The following is a 13882-nucleotide window of genomic DNA, read 5'->3' on the forward strand; positions in this document are numbered from 1 at the left end:
TCGGCGCCTGCTTGATTCAGCGTAGTTGGGCGGGGCGGCCCGGGCCTCGGCAAGCTCCGCACCCGAGACTCCCACCGAGACACCTACCGGTGGGATGCGTGCAGCGCGACGAGCATCCGCCAGACGCGCATGGAGACCTCGGCCGGTGTTCGGGTGACCCGCCCGTGCACCCAGTCGGCGAGCACGCCGGTGACCAGTCCGGCGACCGCACTGGCCACCGCTTCGTCGGCGTCGCCGCCGCCCGGCCGTCTGCGGCGCCGTTCCGCGAGGCTGCGGCTCATGAGTTCGTCGTGCAGCAGCTCACCGAGCGGGCCGCCGCTGCCCGGCCGCAACCCGGTATACGGCAGCCCGCGTGCGCACCGAGTCCAGCAGGTCGTCGAGGCCCCGGGCGGCCGGTCGGGGCCCGGCAGCGTCTCCCACGCGTGCAGCGCCTCGACAGCATCGCGCGCCAGGCCGGCGCAGGCGTCCACCGCGAGGGTGTGCAGATCGTCGCCGCCCCATACAGACCGGCCGCGATCACGCAGATCTCTCGCGTGAAAACTCTTCCGTCGTGGCGAACACCGTCCGCCCGCGCAATGCCACACACCTTCCCCAGATCTCCTGGACATCCGTACAGAGGAAGTCCCGGGACTACTCGCACGGACTATGGACGCGGCTGCACCGGTCCGCTTGCATGGGGAAGCCCGGTTCAGCGCCTTGGGGAGGCCCGCAATGAAGCGCTCCGGTCCCCTCTACACACTCCTCGCGGGGCTGCTTCTCGCCCTCTTCATGCTGTCGCTCAACGCCACGACGGGCACCAAAGGCGCGTCCTACGGCGGCGATCAGCCCGCCGCCACGCCCTCGCCGACCGGAACACCGGACGCGACGCCATCCCCGAAGCCGAAACCCGAGCCCGAGTCGAAGCCGTCCCCGCCGCCCAATGCCGACTACGCGGGCCGTACGGACGACGACACCGCCGCCGTCTCCGTGTCCGTACGCGACGGCAAGGCGGTCGCGTACTTCTGCGACGGCCGCGACCAGGAGTCCTGGCTGCGCGGCAGCGTCGAGGACGACGGCACGATGCGGCTGACCGGCAAGGGCGGCTCCGAGCTCGACGGCACTCTGCGCGCCGGAAAGATCGACGGCACGGTCGACATCCGCAAGCGGAAGTGGACGTTCACCGCCCGCAAGGCCGTCAAGCCGTCGGGCCTCTACCGCGCGACGGCCGAGGTGCGCGGCGCCGACATCGACGGCGGCTGGATCGTCCTCCAGAACGGCAGGCAGGTCGGCATCCTCAACCGCGACGGCAAGCCGGCCGCCGCCCCCGAAATCGACCCGGCCACCGGTGCCGTGACCGTCGACGGGACCGGGCTCACCGCCCTCCCTGTCGTCCCCTGACGCCCGATTCCACCAGGGAGTGTGTCCGTCATGAACGTGGACCCCACGGCCCCGACCGCATCCTTCCCCGCCCAGCCGAACGGCCGCCACGGCCGCCCCGGCCCGGCCCGTTACCTGGTGCCCGCCCTGGTCGCGGGCGCCGTCGCGGTCGGCCTCGGCGCGTACGGGAAGGTCCACGACCCTGCCGGTACGGCGTTCAACCTGGCCGGTTTCAGCAGTACGGGCGCGGTCAAGTCCTGGCTGGCCACCGCCGCGATCGCCTTCGCGGTCGTCCAACTCCTCTCGGCCCTGGCGATGTACGGCCGCCTGCCGGGCGTAAGGGCCCCGTCCTGGACACCCGCCGTGCACCGCTGGTCGGGGCGGGCCGCCTTCCTCCTCGCTGTGCCTGTCGCCGTCCACTGCCTCTACGGATTGGGCTATCAGACGTACGACAGCCGCGTCATGTGGCATTCGCTTCTCGGGTGCTTCTTCTTCGGAGCGTTCAGCGCGAAGATGCTCCTGCTTCGCGCCGAGCGACTGCCGGGCTGGCTGCTGCCGATGGTCGGCGGGCTCGTCTTCACCATCCTCACCGTGGTCTGGCTGACCTCGGCGCTCTGGTTCTTCCGCACCTTCGGTGTGACGACGTGAGGAGCACGTGATGGGCATGGGTACGAGCCGCCGGGCGGTCCTGTCGGCAGGAGCCGCCGCTGCGGGCGCCGCCCTGGTGGCGGGGTGCAGCGAGTACGGCGACGAGAGCGGCGACGGCGCCGAGGAGCCCGCACCTTCCGCGTCGCCGCCCGCCGAGTCGCCCGACGGATCGTCACCGACGGCCGGGGAACCGCCCGCCGACGGCAAGGAACTGGCGAAGACCGCCGACATCCCGGTCGGCGGCGGCAAGATCTTCGAGGGCGAGAAGGTGGTGGTGACCCAGCCGGAGGCGGGCACCTTCAAGGCCTTCTCCGCGGTCTGCACCCACCAGGGGTGCACGGTGAGCAGCGTCGAGGACGGCACCATCAACTGCGCCTGCCACGGCAGCAAGTACCGCGTCGCCGACGCCTCGGTCGAGAACGGCCCGGCCACGAAGCCGCTCCCCGCACGGCAGATCACCGTGGAAAGTAATTCGATCCGGCTCACCTGACTGCGGCACAATCCGGCGCATGACCCAGCCCGCCGTCCTGCCGACGCCCGAAGATCTCGTACGCCACCACACCGTCTACTCCTGTGTGATGGGCTCGCGCGCCTTCGGGCTGGCGACGAACGGCAGCGACACCGACCGCCGCGGCATCTTCCTCGCGCCGACCGCGCTGTACTGGCGCTTCGACAAGCCCCCGACCCATGTCGACGGGCCTGCTGACGAGCAGTTCTCCTGGGAACTTGAGCGCTTCTGCGAGCTGGCTCTGCGCGCCAACCCCAATGCCCTGGAGTGCCTGCACTCCCCGCTGGTCGAGCACATCGACGACACCGGCCGCGAACTCCTCGCCCTGCGCGAGGCGTTCCTGTCCCGCCAGGTCCACCAGACGTTCACCGGTTACGCGACAAGCCAGCGCAGGAAGCTCGAAGCCGACATCCGGCAGTACGGCGCCCCGCGCTGGAAACACGCCATGCATCTGCTGCGGCTGCTCGGCAGCTGCCGCGATCTGTTGCGTACGGGCGAGCTGGTGACCGACGTCGGCGAGGACCGCGAGCCGCTGCTCGCCGTCAAGCGCGGCGAGGTGAAGTGGCCCGAGGTCGAGCGCAGGATGGACCGCCTCGCGGCGGAGGCCGAAGCGGCCGAGGCGAAGAGCCCCCTGCAGCCGGAGCCGGACCGGGCACGGGTGGAGGACTTCCTGACCCGTACGAGGCGCGCGTCGGTCCGCTGAGAGCCTCCTGGAGGCCTTCCGAGCGCCCCTCCAGGACGTATCAGGCACCCGAGCTCAGGCGTCCCAGAGCGCCCCGAGCGTCAGCAGCTCGCTCCGGTACTCGATGCGCTCGGCCCACTGGGCCGGCCACACTCCCGCACCCAGGTGCGCCCCCGCGAACGCCCCCGCCAGGCAGGCGATCGAGTCCGAGTCGCCCTTCGTGCAGGCGGCCCGGCGCAGCGCGGTGAGCGGCTCCTCCGGGAAGAGCAGGAAGCAGAGCAGCGCCGTGGCCAGCGCCTCTTCGGCGATCCAGCCGTCACCGGTCGCCAGGCACGGATCGGTCTCCGGCGAAGGACTGCGCAGCGCCGAGGCGAGCCGTTCCAGTACGGCCAGGCACTCGTCCCAGCCGCGCGCCATGAAGTCCTCCGGCGAAGCGTCGTGGGCGTACGTCCACAGATCGCCGAGCCAGCGCTTGTGGTAGCGCGTGCGGTTCTCGTACGCGTACGAGCGGAGCAGCCCGACCAGACCGGTCGGCTCCGCCCCCTGCGCGAGCAGATACACGGCGTGGGCCGTCAGATCGCTCGCCGCCAGCGCCGTCGGATGCCCGTGGGTGAGCCCGGCCTGCAACTGCGCGGCCCCGGCGCGCTGTTCCTCGCTCAGTCCCGGTACGAGCCCGACCGGTGCGACCCGCATATTGGCGCCGCATCCCTTAGAGCCGACCTGACTGGCCTGCTGCCAGGGCCGGTCGCTGTCCAGCAACTCGCAGGCGACGAGGCAGGTGTTTCCCGGCGCCCGGTTGTTGTCGGGCGAGTGATACCAGGCGACGAACTCCTTGCGCACCGACTGCGCGAGCCGCTGCGGCTCCACCACACCCCGGTCGGACGTCTCGCGTATCCCCCGCCCCAGGGCGAGCGTCATCTGTGTGTCGTCCGTGACGATCGCGGGCCTCGGCAGCCCCATCTCCCGCCACGGCCCGCACTTGGCGAGAATCGAAGGTACGTCGTTGAACTCGGTCGGGAAGCCCAGCGCGTCCCCGAGCGCGAGTCCCGTCAGAGAACCGGTCGCTGCCTGCTTCATACGGATCGTCCTTCCGGGCGCAGAAGTGGTGGGTGCAGAGTGGCGGCGTTTCCCGCCCGGTAGAGGGCGGCGGGTTTTCCCCGCCCTCCCGTACGCCGGGGCGCCCCTTCCACCGGCTCCACGAAGCCGGGCGAGGCGAGCACCTTGCGCCGGAAATTGGGCCGGTCGAGCTCGACGCCCCACACCGTCTCGTACACCTGCTGGAGCTCCCCGAGCGTGAATTCGGGCGGGCAGAAGGCCGTGGCCAGACAGGTGTATTCGAGCTTGGCGCCGATGCGTTCGCGCGCGTCGGCGAGAATCCGCGCATGGTCGAAAGCGAGTTCCAGCGGCGCGTCGGCGGGCATCCACTGCGCGTGCACCGCGTCGCCGCCGCCGCGCGGCTCCGGCAGGTCGGGTACGAGCGCGGCGTACGCGACGGAGACGACGCGCATGCGCGGGTCGCGGTCCGGTTCGCTGTACGTACGGAGCTGTTCCAGGTGGAGGGCGGCGGCGGACTCGTCGGACAGGCCGGTCTCCTCCGCCAGTTCGCGCCGGGCGGCCAGCTCCGCGGACTCCCGGGGCAGTACGAAGCCGCCGGGCAGCGCCCACGCCCCGGCGTAGGGGGCCTGCCCGCGCCGGATCAGCAGGACGTGCAGGCGGCCTTCCCTGACGGTGAAGACGGCGAGATCGACGGTGACGGCGAAGGGCTCGAAGGCGCTGGGGTCGTAACCATCGGGTGGCTGCGGGGCGTTCACGGGGACTCACCTCGATTCAGCTCGCAAGGCGGTCCGGGGCGCCCCCGACCGGCTCACGGATCCTGATCCACCCCCGTGGGTCCAGGTCCACCAGTCGTAGGGAGGCGCCCACCGCCCCCTTAATGGTCACCATGACTATAAATGCAGAGGCGCCCGCACCACAAGCGAGAAAGCCCCCGGCCGGTTCCTGTACGTACAGGAACCGGCCGGGGGCTTAGCAGAGGGGTGACGGCTACAGGCCGACTTCCTTCATCAGCATGCCGACCTCGGTGTTGGTGAGGCGGCGCAGCCAGCCGGACTTCTGGTCACCCAGCGGGATCGGCCCGAAGGACGTCCGCACGAGCCGCTCGACCGGGAAGCCGGCCTCGGCCAGCATGCGGCGGACGATGTGCTTGCGGCCCTCGTGGAGGGTCACCTCGACCAGGTAGTTCTTGCCGGTGTTCTCGACGACCCGGAAGTGGTCGGCGCGGGCGTACCCGTCCTCCAGCGCGATGCCGTCCTTTAGCCGCTTGCCCAGGTCGCGCGGGAGCGGTCCCTGGATGGCGGCGAGGTAGGTCTTCTTCACGCCGTACTTCGGGTGGGTGAGACGGTGGGCCAGCTCGCCGTGGTTGGTGAGCAGGATGATGCCCTCGGTCTCGGTGTCCAGCCGGCCCACGTGGAAGAGACGCGTCTCACGGTTGTTGACGTAGTCGTTGAGGTTCTGGCGGCCGTCCGGGTCGCCCATCGTGGCGACGACGCCGGCCGGCTTGTTGAGCGCGAAGAAGAGGTGCGACTGGGTGGCGACCGTCAGGCCGTCGACCTTGACCTCGTCCTTGTGCACGTCGACGCGGCGGCCCTGCTCGGTCACGATCTCGCCGTTGACCTCGACCCGGGCCTGCTCGATGAGCTCCTCGCAGGCACGCCGCGAGCCCATGCCGGCGCGGGCGAGGACCTTCTGCAGGCGCTCACCCTCCTGCTCGGCACCGGGGAACGTCTTGGGCGTCTTCACCTGCGGCTTGCTGTGCCGCTCGCGTACGCGCTCCTCGAGCTTGGCGTCGAGCTCGCGCGGCCGGGAAGGGGCGCTCTGCGGGCCACGGCGCAGACCGGGGGTCCTGAAGCCGCCCTGCGGGGCCTTGGGGCCGCCCTTGGCGCCACCGCGTGCGGACGCACCACGGCTGCCGGCGCCCGAGGCACCTCCGGCGCCGCTGCCACCACGCCCAGCGCCGCTGCCACCACGACCTGCACCGCTGCCACCACGACCTGCACCGCTGCCACCACGACCTGCACCGGCGCCGCCGCGACCGGCGCCGCTGCCACCACGACCGGCGCCGCTGCCGCCGCGTCCCGCGCCCGCGCCACTGCCGTCGCGGGCGCCGGGGGCGTCACGGCCGACGTCGTAACGGCGCTCCTCCGGACGGGGACGGTCCGGACGCTCGGAGCGCTGCTTGTCGTCGCGCCCCTTGCCCATGCCCCGCTGGTTCCGGTCGTTGCCGCTTCCGCTGTTCCTGCCGCTGTTCCTGCCGCTGCTGCTTCGCATCAAAATTCCGTCTTGTCGTCGTCTGCGTCGGTGTCCGGGGCGTCCGGATCGAACGACGGCACACCCTCTTGCGTCTCAGCCTCGATCGCGTCCGCCTCTGGGAGGAATGGCGCGAGCTCAGGGAGCTCGTCCAGGCCACGCAGGCCCATCCGCTCCAGAAAGTAGTTCGTCGTCCTGTACAGGATCGCACCTGTTTCGGGTTCCGTGCCCGCCTCCCCTACCAGACCGCGCTGGAGGAGGGTCCGCATCACGCCGTCGCAGTTCACCCCGCGCACGGCCGACACCCGCGATCGGCTCACCGGCTGGCGGTACGCGACGACCGCGAGCGTCTCCAGAGCGGCCTGGGTGAGCCGGGCCTGCTGCCCGTCGAGTACGAAGCTCTCGACGGCCGCGGCGTACTCCGCCCGCGAATAGAACCGCCACCCCCCGGCCACCAGCCGCAGCTCGAACCCTCGCCCCTGTACGGCGTACTCGTCGGCCAGCTCGCGCAGGGCATCGGCGACGGCCCTGCGGGGCCGCTCCAGCACCTTGGCGAGGTGTTCTTCGGTGGCGGGCTCGTCGACGACCATGAGGACCGCCTCCAGGGCGGGTCTGAGGCCGAGATCTGCGACCGCAAGGGGCTCGCTCACGGGCTCGCTCACGCTGTCTCCTCCACCGGTTGATCGAACTCGTCTGTGACGACGGGCTCCGCCGCCTCGCCGCCGGTCCACCGCACCATGAGCTCACCCAGGGCCTGCTCCTGGTCCAGGCTGACGACCTTCTCGCGATAGAGCTCAAGCAGTGCCAGGAACCGCGCGACAACGGTCAGGGTGTCGGCGGCATCCTCGGTGAGCACCTGGAAACTCGCCTCGCCCATCTCCCGCAGCCGCGCCACGACCACCTCTGCCTGCTCCCGTACGGACACGAGAGGCGCATGGATGTGGTCGACGTACACCTGCGGCTCGGCCCTGGGCTGCATCGCCTTCACGGCGAGCTTGGCGAAGCCGTCCGGGCCGATGCTGATGACGACCTCGGGGAGCAGGGCGGCGTGGTGCGCTTCGAGCCCTACGGTACGCGGATACCGCCGCGCTTCGGCGTCGAGCCGCCTGCTGAAGATGTCGGCGATCTGCTTGTACGCGCGGTACTGGAGCAGCCGTGCGAACAGCAGGTCCCGCGCCTCCAGCAGCGCGAGGTCCCCCTCGTCCTCCACCTCGGCGGCGGGCAGCAGCCGGGCGGCCTTGAGGTCGAGGAGGGTGGCGGCCACGACGAGGAACTCGGTGGTCTGATCAAGATCCCAGTCGGGCCCCATGGCGCGGATGTGCGCCATGAACTCGTCGGTGACCTTGGACAGGGCGACCTCGGTGACGTCGAGCTTGTGCTTCGAGATGAGCTGAAGCAGCAGATCGAAGGGCCCCTCGAAGTTCACCAGCCGAACGGTGAACCGCCCGTCACCGACTGGCGCGGCCGAAGTCGCATCCGGACGGCCCACGACCGCCGCACCGAAGGACCCGGCGAACCGGGGGGCCGGATCCGGTACAGGCGCCGCTCCGGAGGAGCCGACGGCCAGGGGGTCCAGGTCCGGTGCCGGCGCCGGCACCGCTCCGGAGGATCCGGTGTCCGAGGGGTCCGGGGGCTCGCCCCCCGCGCGGCGGGGCCGCATATCGTCAGAGCCGGGAAGGGGCGGGGTGGGGGAATGCTCGCCCGCCCCGGCCTCCACCGCCTCGGCCGACGCCGCGACAGGAACGTCCAGAGCCTCCGGGGCCACCGGGGCGTCCAGGCCCTCCGGGCCCGCCTCGTCCGGCACCTGCGGCGGCGCCGTAGCGCGACGTGCCGTGCCCGGCCCGCGCCCCAGGCGTCGGCGTGGGGCGCCGGCAGGGCGGGCGGGATCGTCAGTGGGCGGCATCGCGGTCCAGTGTGCGGGAAAGACGGGCAGGGGCAGCGCGCAGGCTACCGCCGAGCCGGTCAGCGCCCGCGCAGGCGCCGTACGAGAATGCTCGCGTCGCCGCGCGACTCCAGGTCCGCGAGGACGACCGCGACCGCTTCGCGGACGATCCGCCCGCGGTCGACGGCGAGCCCGTGCTCACCGCGCAGCACGAGCCGCGCGTGTTCGAGGTCCATCAGTTCCTCGGCCGAGACATAGACCGTGATCTTCTCGTCGTGGCGTTCGCGGCCGCTGGGCCGGCGGTTCGCCCCACGGCTGCCGCGCCGTCGCGGCTGAGCACCGGCCGGCTGTCCGGCGGGACGCTGCTGGGAGGGCTGACCCTCCTGCTGGCCACGGGCCTTGGCGGCGGCCTGGTCACCGTCGGCGGACCGGGTTCGATGCCCCCCGGCTTCCGCGTCGGCGGCGGCATGCTCCGCCGCCTGACGGGAACCGGAACCGGATCCGGAAGCAGCATCCGGACTCGCACCCCCCGAAGCCGACGCACCGTCCGACTGCCCCGCCCCCGCAGGGTCGCTCTCCCCCGCCGGACCCGGCACGCGCGCGTCGCCGTTGACGGGCGGGCGTCGCGGAGAGGAGGACTGCAGCGCCATCCCCCCGGTCGTGCGGAACAGCTCGTCGGCCCCCGGCAGACTCACTCGGCGTGACACCGGGCGAGCACCTCCCTGGCGAGCTGACGATAGGCGGCTGCGCCGACCGAGTTGGAGGCGTACGTCGTGATCGGCTCACCGGCGACCGTGGTCTCCGGGAAGCGGACGGTACGTCCGATCACCGTGTGGTAGACGTGCTCGTCGAAGGCCTCCACGACCCGCGCGAGGACCTCACGGCTGTGCACCGTACGGGAGTCGTACATCGTGGCGAGGATGCCGTCGAGCTCCAGGTCGGGGTTGAGCCGCTCCTGGACCTTCTCGATCGTCTCGGTCAGCAGCGCCACACCGCGCAGCGCGAAGAACTCGCACTCGAGCGGCACGATGACCTTGTGAGCCGCCGTCAGGGCGTTCACGGTCAGCAGACCGAGCGAAGGCTGACAGTCGATCACGATGTAGTCGTAGTCGGCCAGCAGCGGCTTGAGCGCCCGCTGAAGTGTCGACTCGCGGGCGACCTCGCTGACCAGCTGGACCTCGGCCGCCGACAAGTCGATATTGCTCGGCAGCAGGTCCATGTTGGGGACCGCGGTCTTGAGGAGCACCTCGTCGGCCGACATGCCCCGCTCCATGAGCAGGTTGTAGACCGTGAGGTCGAGCTCCATCGGGTTCACGCCGAGACCGACCGACAGGGCTCCCTGCGGGTCGAAGTCGACGAGGAGGACCCGTCGCCCGTACTCCGCGAGAGCCGCACCCAGGTTGATGGTCGACGTCGTCTTGCCGACGCCGCCCTTCTGGTTGCACATGGCGATGATCTTCGCGGGGCCGTGGTCGGTCAGCGGGCCCGGGATCGGGAAGTACGGCAGCGGCCGTCCGGTCGGGCCGATCCGCTCGCGGCGCTGGCGGGCAGCGTCGGGGGCGAGGGTGGCCGCGTACTCGGGGTCGGGCTCGTATTCGGCATCGGGATCGTAGAAGTGCCCCTCGGGCACCCCGTCGAAGTCGGCGAAGCGGGTGGTGGACTTGTCCCCACTCTTGTCGCCGGCCATGGCGTTCACGTGTAGGCCGTCCATGCTCTGGTGGGCTGTCGTCATGTGCTGATGGGTGGCGAAGGTGCGGACAGCGACGGAGCCGACAGCTTCGAGCCCCGATGGGCCCTGGCCCCGTGCAGGCATTCCTGGTTGACCACCCCCGGGAGTAAATGTCGACTCATTCACAAGTCGTCTTACCTCCTTGGACGTGACCAGGAAACTTATCGATAGGTCAGCGTGGCACCATGCCGACGGTTGGCGACTCTATGGCGTGTCACCGGTCCGCAGCAACACAATCCGCCGGACCCGGCCCGATGTGTCGGCAATGGAACACCCCGATGTCAAGGGTGCGCGGACGCAAATGAGGGGCAGACACCGCGCGTTTCGCAGGTACGCGAAACGGTTAAAGTGTTACGTTCGCGGCGAGTTGAGCGAGGCCCCGGAAGGGGCCGGACACACATCCGGCCGGACCTTGCTCGGCAAGGTCCGGCCAGTTGCGTGAGGTTGACGACGCCGGTTGACGGGTCAGCCGAGAAGCGCGCTCAGTTCGAGGTGCGCCAGACCGTGGGCCTCGGCGACCTCACGGTAAACGACCTGGCCGTCATGGGTGTTGAGGCCCTTTGCGAGCGACGCGTCGCGGCGCAGCGCCTCGACCCAGCCGCGGTTCGCGAGCTCCACGATGTAGGGCAGCGTGGCGTTCGTCAGCGCGTACGTCGAGGTGTTCGGGACGGCGCCCGGCATGTTCGCGACGCAGTAGAAGACCGAGTTGTGGACGTTGAACGTCGGCTCGGCGTGCGTCGTCGGGTGCGAGTCCTCGAAGCAGCCACCCTGATCGATTGCAATGTCGACAAGGACACTTCCGGGCTTCATCTTGGCGACGAGCTCGTTGGTGACCAGCTTCGGCGCCTTTGCGCCGGGGATCAGAACCGCGCCGATGACGAGGTCCGCCTCGACGACGGCCTTCTCCAGCTCGAAGGCGTTGGAGACGATCGTCTTCACCTTGGTGCCGAAGACCTTGTCGGCCTCGCGCAGCTTGTTGATGTCACGGTCGAGCAGGGTCACGTGGAAGCCCATGCCGACGGCGATCTGCGTGGCGTTCCAGCCGGAGACGCCGCCGCCGATGACGACGGCCTCGCCGGCCGCCGTGCCCGGGACGCCGCCCGGCAGCACACCGCGGCCGCCGACCGAGCGCATCAGGTGGTACGCGCCGACCTGCGGGGCCAGGCGGCCCGCGACCTCGGACATCGGGGCGAGCAGCGGCAGCGCGCGGTTGGCGGTCTCCACCGTCTCGTACGCGATGGCCGTGGTGCCGGACTCCAGGAGGGCGTCCGTGCACTCGCGGGACGCGGCGAGGTGCAGGTAAGTGAAAAGCGTCTGGTCCTTGCGGAGGCGGTGGTACTCCTCGGCAATGGGCTCCTTGACCTTCAGCAGCAGGTCAGCGGTGGCCCAGACCTCGTCGGCCGTGGCAAGGATCTGCGCTCCGGCGGCGACGTACTCACCGTCCGTGATCGAAGATCCGACGCCGGCGTTCTGCTCGACGAAGACCTGGTGGCCGTGGCGCACCAGCTCGTGCACGCCTGCGGGGGTGATGGCCACCCGGAACTCGTTGTTCTTGACCTCGCGGGGGATGCCGACCTTCACGTCGATCACGGTCCTTGGCTCAGGGGGAATAAATGGGTCATTGCCATACATACCCAGGTACGCACGGCACACCCGGGCAACACCGCAGCATGACGCGGCAGAGCCAGTCTAATGAAGGATTTCCAGCTGTCTAGCCTTACAAAGCATCAATCTCTCGGCGAAGTACTGCGGATTTCGTAGGCTGAACCCTCCTCTCCCAGGAGTGCTTCCGCAGCGCTCCTGTGCACCTGGGCCGCCGCCGGATCGCCCAGCCGGTCGAGCGTGTCCGCGAGCCGCAACTCCAGTGCCCCCTGCAGCCGTACGTCCTCCGCCTGCCGCGCGCATTCCACGGCTTCCTGGCAGGTGCGCAGCGATTCGTGCGGCCGTCCCGCGTACTCCTGCACACGGGCCACTTCGCTCAACGCCCTTGCGTGGCCCGCCAGATCACCGAGCCTGCGGTGTCCGGCCGCGGCGGCCCGCCAGTGGCGAAGCCCCTCGCCGTACCGGCCCGCATAGGTGTGCACGCTCCCGAGCCGCCCGTACAGCCGCGCTGCGTCCTCGCGTTCACCGCGCGCGAGCCGCTGTTCCAGGGCCCGGCCGTACCAGTCGGAGGCGCGCTGCCAGTCCCCCATCTCCTGGTAGGTCCCGCCTACGGATTCCATCGCACGACCGGTCGCATACGGGTCGGCGGCCGCCCGGCCGGCGTCCAGCGCTGCCCGGTATCGGGTCAGGGCCTCCTGCATACGTCCGGTCCGGGCGTCCAGATCGGCAAGATTGAGCAGCGCGGCGGCCTGCTCCCGGTGCAGACCGTGCCGCTCGGCCACGCCCAGTACGAGCCGGTGCAGCCCGTACAGATCGGGAGCGGCGGCCTCGGCGCCCCGGTGCGCGGCCAGTGCCCGCACCAGCGCGGCCACCAGGCGTCGGGCCAGCGTGTCCAGGTCACCGTCCTCGACCGCGATACCGGCGGAGGCGAGCAGCGCGGGCTGCCGGACCCGCAGCCACTCGGCGGCCTCCGGGGCATTGGAGAAGCGCAGCGCGCGCGGCAGTCCCGCCAGCTTCTTGCGGGCCGGGGAGCCGTCGGGGTCGGTGATCGCCCGGCAGGACTGGAGCTGGCGTACGGTCCGCTCCAGCATCCTGGCCCGGGCCAGCTGGACCTCGGTGGGCCGGTCCCGGTCCTCCATGAGCGCCTTCATCATGGGCGCGAGGCAGCCGGGCACCTCGTACTGCCGCCCGCTCTTCCTCCTCAGCAGGCCGAACGCGGCGAAGTCGTCCAGTGCCGACTGGGCCCCGGAGACCGAGCAGCCGGCCAGGGCGGACGCGGTGTGCGCGTCCACGAGACCGGCGGGCGCAAGGGAAAGCAGGCGCAGCATGCGCGCGGTGGGCTGCGAGAGGGATTCGTACACGAACCGGAAGGTGCGGGCCAGCGGCCTGGCGCCCGTGGGCTGCTCCGGTCCGGCCGGCATGTCGTGCAGCCTCTTGGTCACATCGGCGACCGATGCATTGGGCCTGGCCGCGAGCCACCCGCCGACCAGTGTCAGTGCCGCGGGCTGTCCCCCGCACTCCTCGGCGAGCGCGTGGGCCGCCGTGGGGTCGACGGTGATCCTGACCGCTCCCGTGGAACGGCCGAGCAGCGCGACGGCGGAGGCGGTGTCCAGACCCCCGATCGTGCAGGGCCGGACGTCGGGGATGCCGGTGAGCGGGCCCTGGGCCGTGGCGACGACCAGGCAGTCCGGGTTGTCGGGCAGCAGCGGGTCGACCTGCTCGGCGTCGACGGCGTCGTCGAGAACCAGCAGCTGGCGGCGTACGGCGAGTGCGTCGCGGACCATTGCGGACAGCTCGTCCTCACCGGCTCCCGGCGGGGACGCGATGCCCAGGTCGTCGAGCAGCTCGCGGGCGGTGCGGTCGGTGGGGACGCGTTCGCCGCCGGGGTCGGTGAGCCGGGCGTGCAGGATCCCGTCGGGGTAGTCACCGGCGAGGCCGGCGGCGAGTTCCCCGGCGAGGGCGGTGCGTCCCGAGCCGGGGCGGCCCGCGATCAGCAGCACGCGGGCCCTTGGCGCCTTGCGGCCGGCGAGGGTGTCGAGTCCCGCCCGTTCGATGTCGGCCCGCAGCGCCTTCAACTCGCGTTCTCTGCCGAAGAATTCACCCGTCGCCCACCCTGCCGCGGAACCCGCAGCCGTGCCGCTGGTGTCCACCGCCTGATCCGTCACGGGC

14 protein-coding genes are annotated in these 13882 nt (G+C 71.0%); 4 read left to right on the top strand and 10 right to left on the bottom strand.

The annotated features are described in order from the left end of the window. Positions 1 to 83 precede the first annotated feature (83 nt). Positions 84 to 470, bottom strand: coding sequence for a hypothetical protein (locus J7I98_RS20900; RefSeq protein ID WP_214922468.1), 387 nt, complete (start codon positions 468 to 470; stop codon positions 84 to 86). Between the two features lie 241 nt (positions 471 to 711). Here J7I98_RS20900 and J7I98_RS20905 point away from each other — a divergent pair, with 241 nt between their 5' ends. The 4 genes from J7I98_RS20905 to J7I98_RS20920 are packed head-to-tail and all read left to right on the top strand — an operon-like array spanning position 712 to position 3215. After that, positions 712 to 1377: a hypothetical protein gene (locus J7I98_RS20905; protein WP_214922471.1), complete on the top strand. Its 666-nt coding sequence runs from the start codon at positions 712 to 714 to the stop codon at positions 1375 to 1377. A gap of 30 nt (positions 1378 to 1407) precedes the next feature. Continuing rightward, positions 1408 to 2004 (top strand): DUF6529 family protein, encoded by a 597-nt coding sequence (locus J7I98_RS20910; protein ID WP_214922473.1) that lies wholly within the window; start codon positions 1408 to 1410, stop codon positions 2002 to 2004. Positions 2005 to 2014: 10 nt separating this feature from the next. Further along, positions 2015 to 2494: a Rieske (2Fe-2S) protein gene (locus J7I98_RS20915; RefSeq protein WP_214922475.1), complete on the top strand. Its 480-nt coding sequence runs from the start codon at positions 2015 to 2017 to the stop codon at positions 2492 to 2494. 19 nt (positions 2495 to 2513) lie between these two features. Further along, positions 2514 to 3215: a DNA polymerase beta superfamily protein gene (locus tag J7I98_RS20920; protein ID WP_214922477.1), complete on the top strand. Its 702-nt coding sequence runs from the start codon at positions 2514 to 2516 to the stop codon at positions 3213 to 3215. Positions 3216 to 3269: 54 nt separating this feature from the next. Here J7I98_RS20920 and J7I98_RS20925 read toward each other — a convergent pair whose 3' ends face one another. The 9 genes from J7I98_RS20925 to J7I98_RS20965 all read right to left on the bottom strand — a co-directional run bounded on the left by J7I98_RS20925 (position 3270) and on the right by J7I98_RS20965 (position 13878). Next, a complete protein-coding gene (locus J7I98_RS20925) occupies positions 3270 to 4271 on the bottom strand; it encodes an ADP-ribosylglycohydrolase family protein (protein ID WP_214922479.1) in 1002 nt (333 codons plus the stop codon). After that, complete coding sequence (locus J7I98_RS20930) at positions 4268 to 5005, bottom strand: NUDIX domain-containing protein (protein WP_214922480.1); 738 nt, start codon at positions 5003 to 5005, stop codon at positions 4268 to 4270. The genes J7I98_RS20925 and J7I98_RS20930 overlap by 4 nt, the downstream gene beginning before the upstream one ends. A gap of 232 nt (positions 5006 to 5237) precedes the next feature. After that, complete coding sequence (locus tag J7I98_RS20935; RefSeq protein ID WP_214922482.1) at positions 5238 to 6521, bottom strand: pseudouridine synthase; 1284 nt, start codon at positions 6519 to 6521, stop codon at positions 5238 to 5240. Next, positions 6521 to 7162, bottom strand: coding sequence for an SMC-Scp complex subunit ScpB (scpB, locus tag J7I98_RS20940; protein ID WP_274556632.1), 642 nt, complete (start codon positions 7160 to 7162; stop codon positions 6521 to 6523). Before scpB ends, J7I98_RS20935 begins: the two co-directional genes overlap by 1 nt. Further along, a complete protein-coding gene (locus tag J7I98_RS20945) occupies positions 7159 to 8403 on the bottom strand; it encodes a ScpA family protein (RefSeq protein WP_214922484.1) in 1245 nt (414 codons plus the stop codon). Before J7I98_RS20945 ends, scpB begins: the two co-directional genes overlap by 4 nt. A gap of 59 nt (positions 8404 to 8462) precedes the next feature. Then, a complete protein-coding gene (locus J7I98_RS20950) occupies positions 8463 to 9077 on the bottom strand; it encodes a hypothetical protein (RefSeq protein WP_214922555.1) in 615 nt (204 codons plus the stop codon). Next, positions 9074 to 10195 (bottom strand): ParA family protein, encoded by a 1122-nt coding sequence (locus J7I98_RS20955; protein WP_214922486.1) that lies wholly within the window; start codon positions 10193 to 10195, stop codon positions 9074 to 9076. Before J7I98_RS20955 ends, J7I98_RS20950 begins: the two co-directional genes overlap by 4 nt. Before the next feature lie 381 nt (positions 10196 to 10576). After that, on the bottom strand, positions 10577 to 11692 hold the full coding sequence (gene ald / locus J7I98_RS20960; RefSeq protein WP_214922557.1) for an alanine dehydrogenase: 1116 nt from the start codon (positions 11690 to 11692) through the stop codon (positions 10577 to 10579). 146 nt (positions 11693 to 11838) lie between these two features. Then, positions 11839 to 13878, bottom strand: coding sequence for a tetratricopeptide repeat protein (locus J7I98_RS20965; protein WP_214922488.1), 2040 nt, complete (start codon positions 13876 to 13878; stop codon positions 11839 to 11841). Positions 13879 to 13882: the final 4 nt, after the last annotated feature.

This window comes from Streptomyces sp. ISL-98 (assembly GCF_018614055.1).
In the GTDB taxonomy this organism is placed as follows: domain Bacteria; phylum Actinomycetota; class Actinomycetes; order Streptomycetales; family Streptomycetaceae; genus Streptomyces; species Streptomyces spiramyceticus.

Coding starts and splice junctions, on each gene's coding strand:
- J7I98_RS20905 (WP_214922471.1), top strand. CDS start 712: ATGAAGCGCTCCGGTCCCCTCTACACACTCCTCGCGGGGCTGCTTCTC.
- J7I98_RS20910 (WP_214922473.1), top strand. CDS start 1,408: ATGAACGTGGACCCCACGGCCCCGACCGCATCCTTCCCCGCCCAGCCG.
- J7I98_RS20915 (WP_214922475.1), top strand. CDS start 2,015: ATGGGCATGGGTACGAGCCGCCGGGCGGTCCTGTCGGCAGGAGCCGCC.
- J7I98_RS20920 (WP_214922477.1), top strand. CDS start 2,514: ATGACCCAGCCCGCCGTCCTGCCGACGCCCGAAGATCTCGTACGCCAC.
- J7I98_RS20925 (WP_214922479.1), bottom strand. CDS start 4,271: ATGAAGCAGGCAGCGACCGGTTCTCTGACGGGACTCGCGCTCGGGGAC.
- J7I98_RS20935 (WP_214922482.1), bottom strand. CDS start 6,521: ATGCGAAGCAGCAGCGGCAGGAACAGCGGCAGGAACAGCGGAAGCGGC.
- J7I98_RS20945 (WP_214922484.1), bottom strand. CDS start 8,403: ATGCCGCCCACTGACGATCCCGCCCGCCCTGCCGGCGCCCCACGCCGA.
- J7I98_RS20955 (WP_214922486.1), bottom strand. CDS start 10,195: ATGCCTGCACGGGGCCAGGGCCCATCGGGGCTCGAAGCTGTCGGCTCC.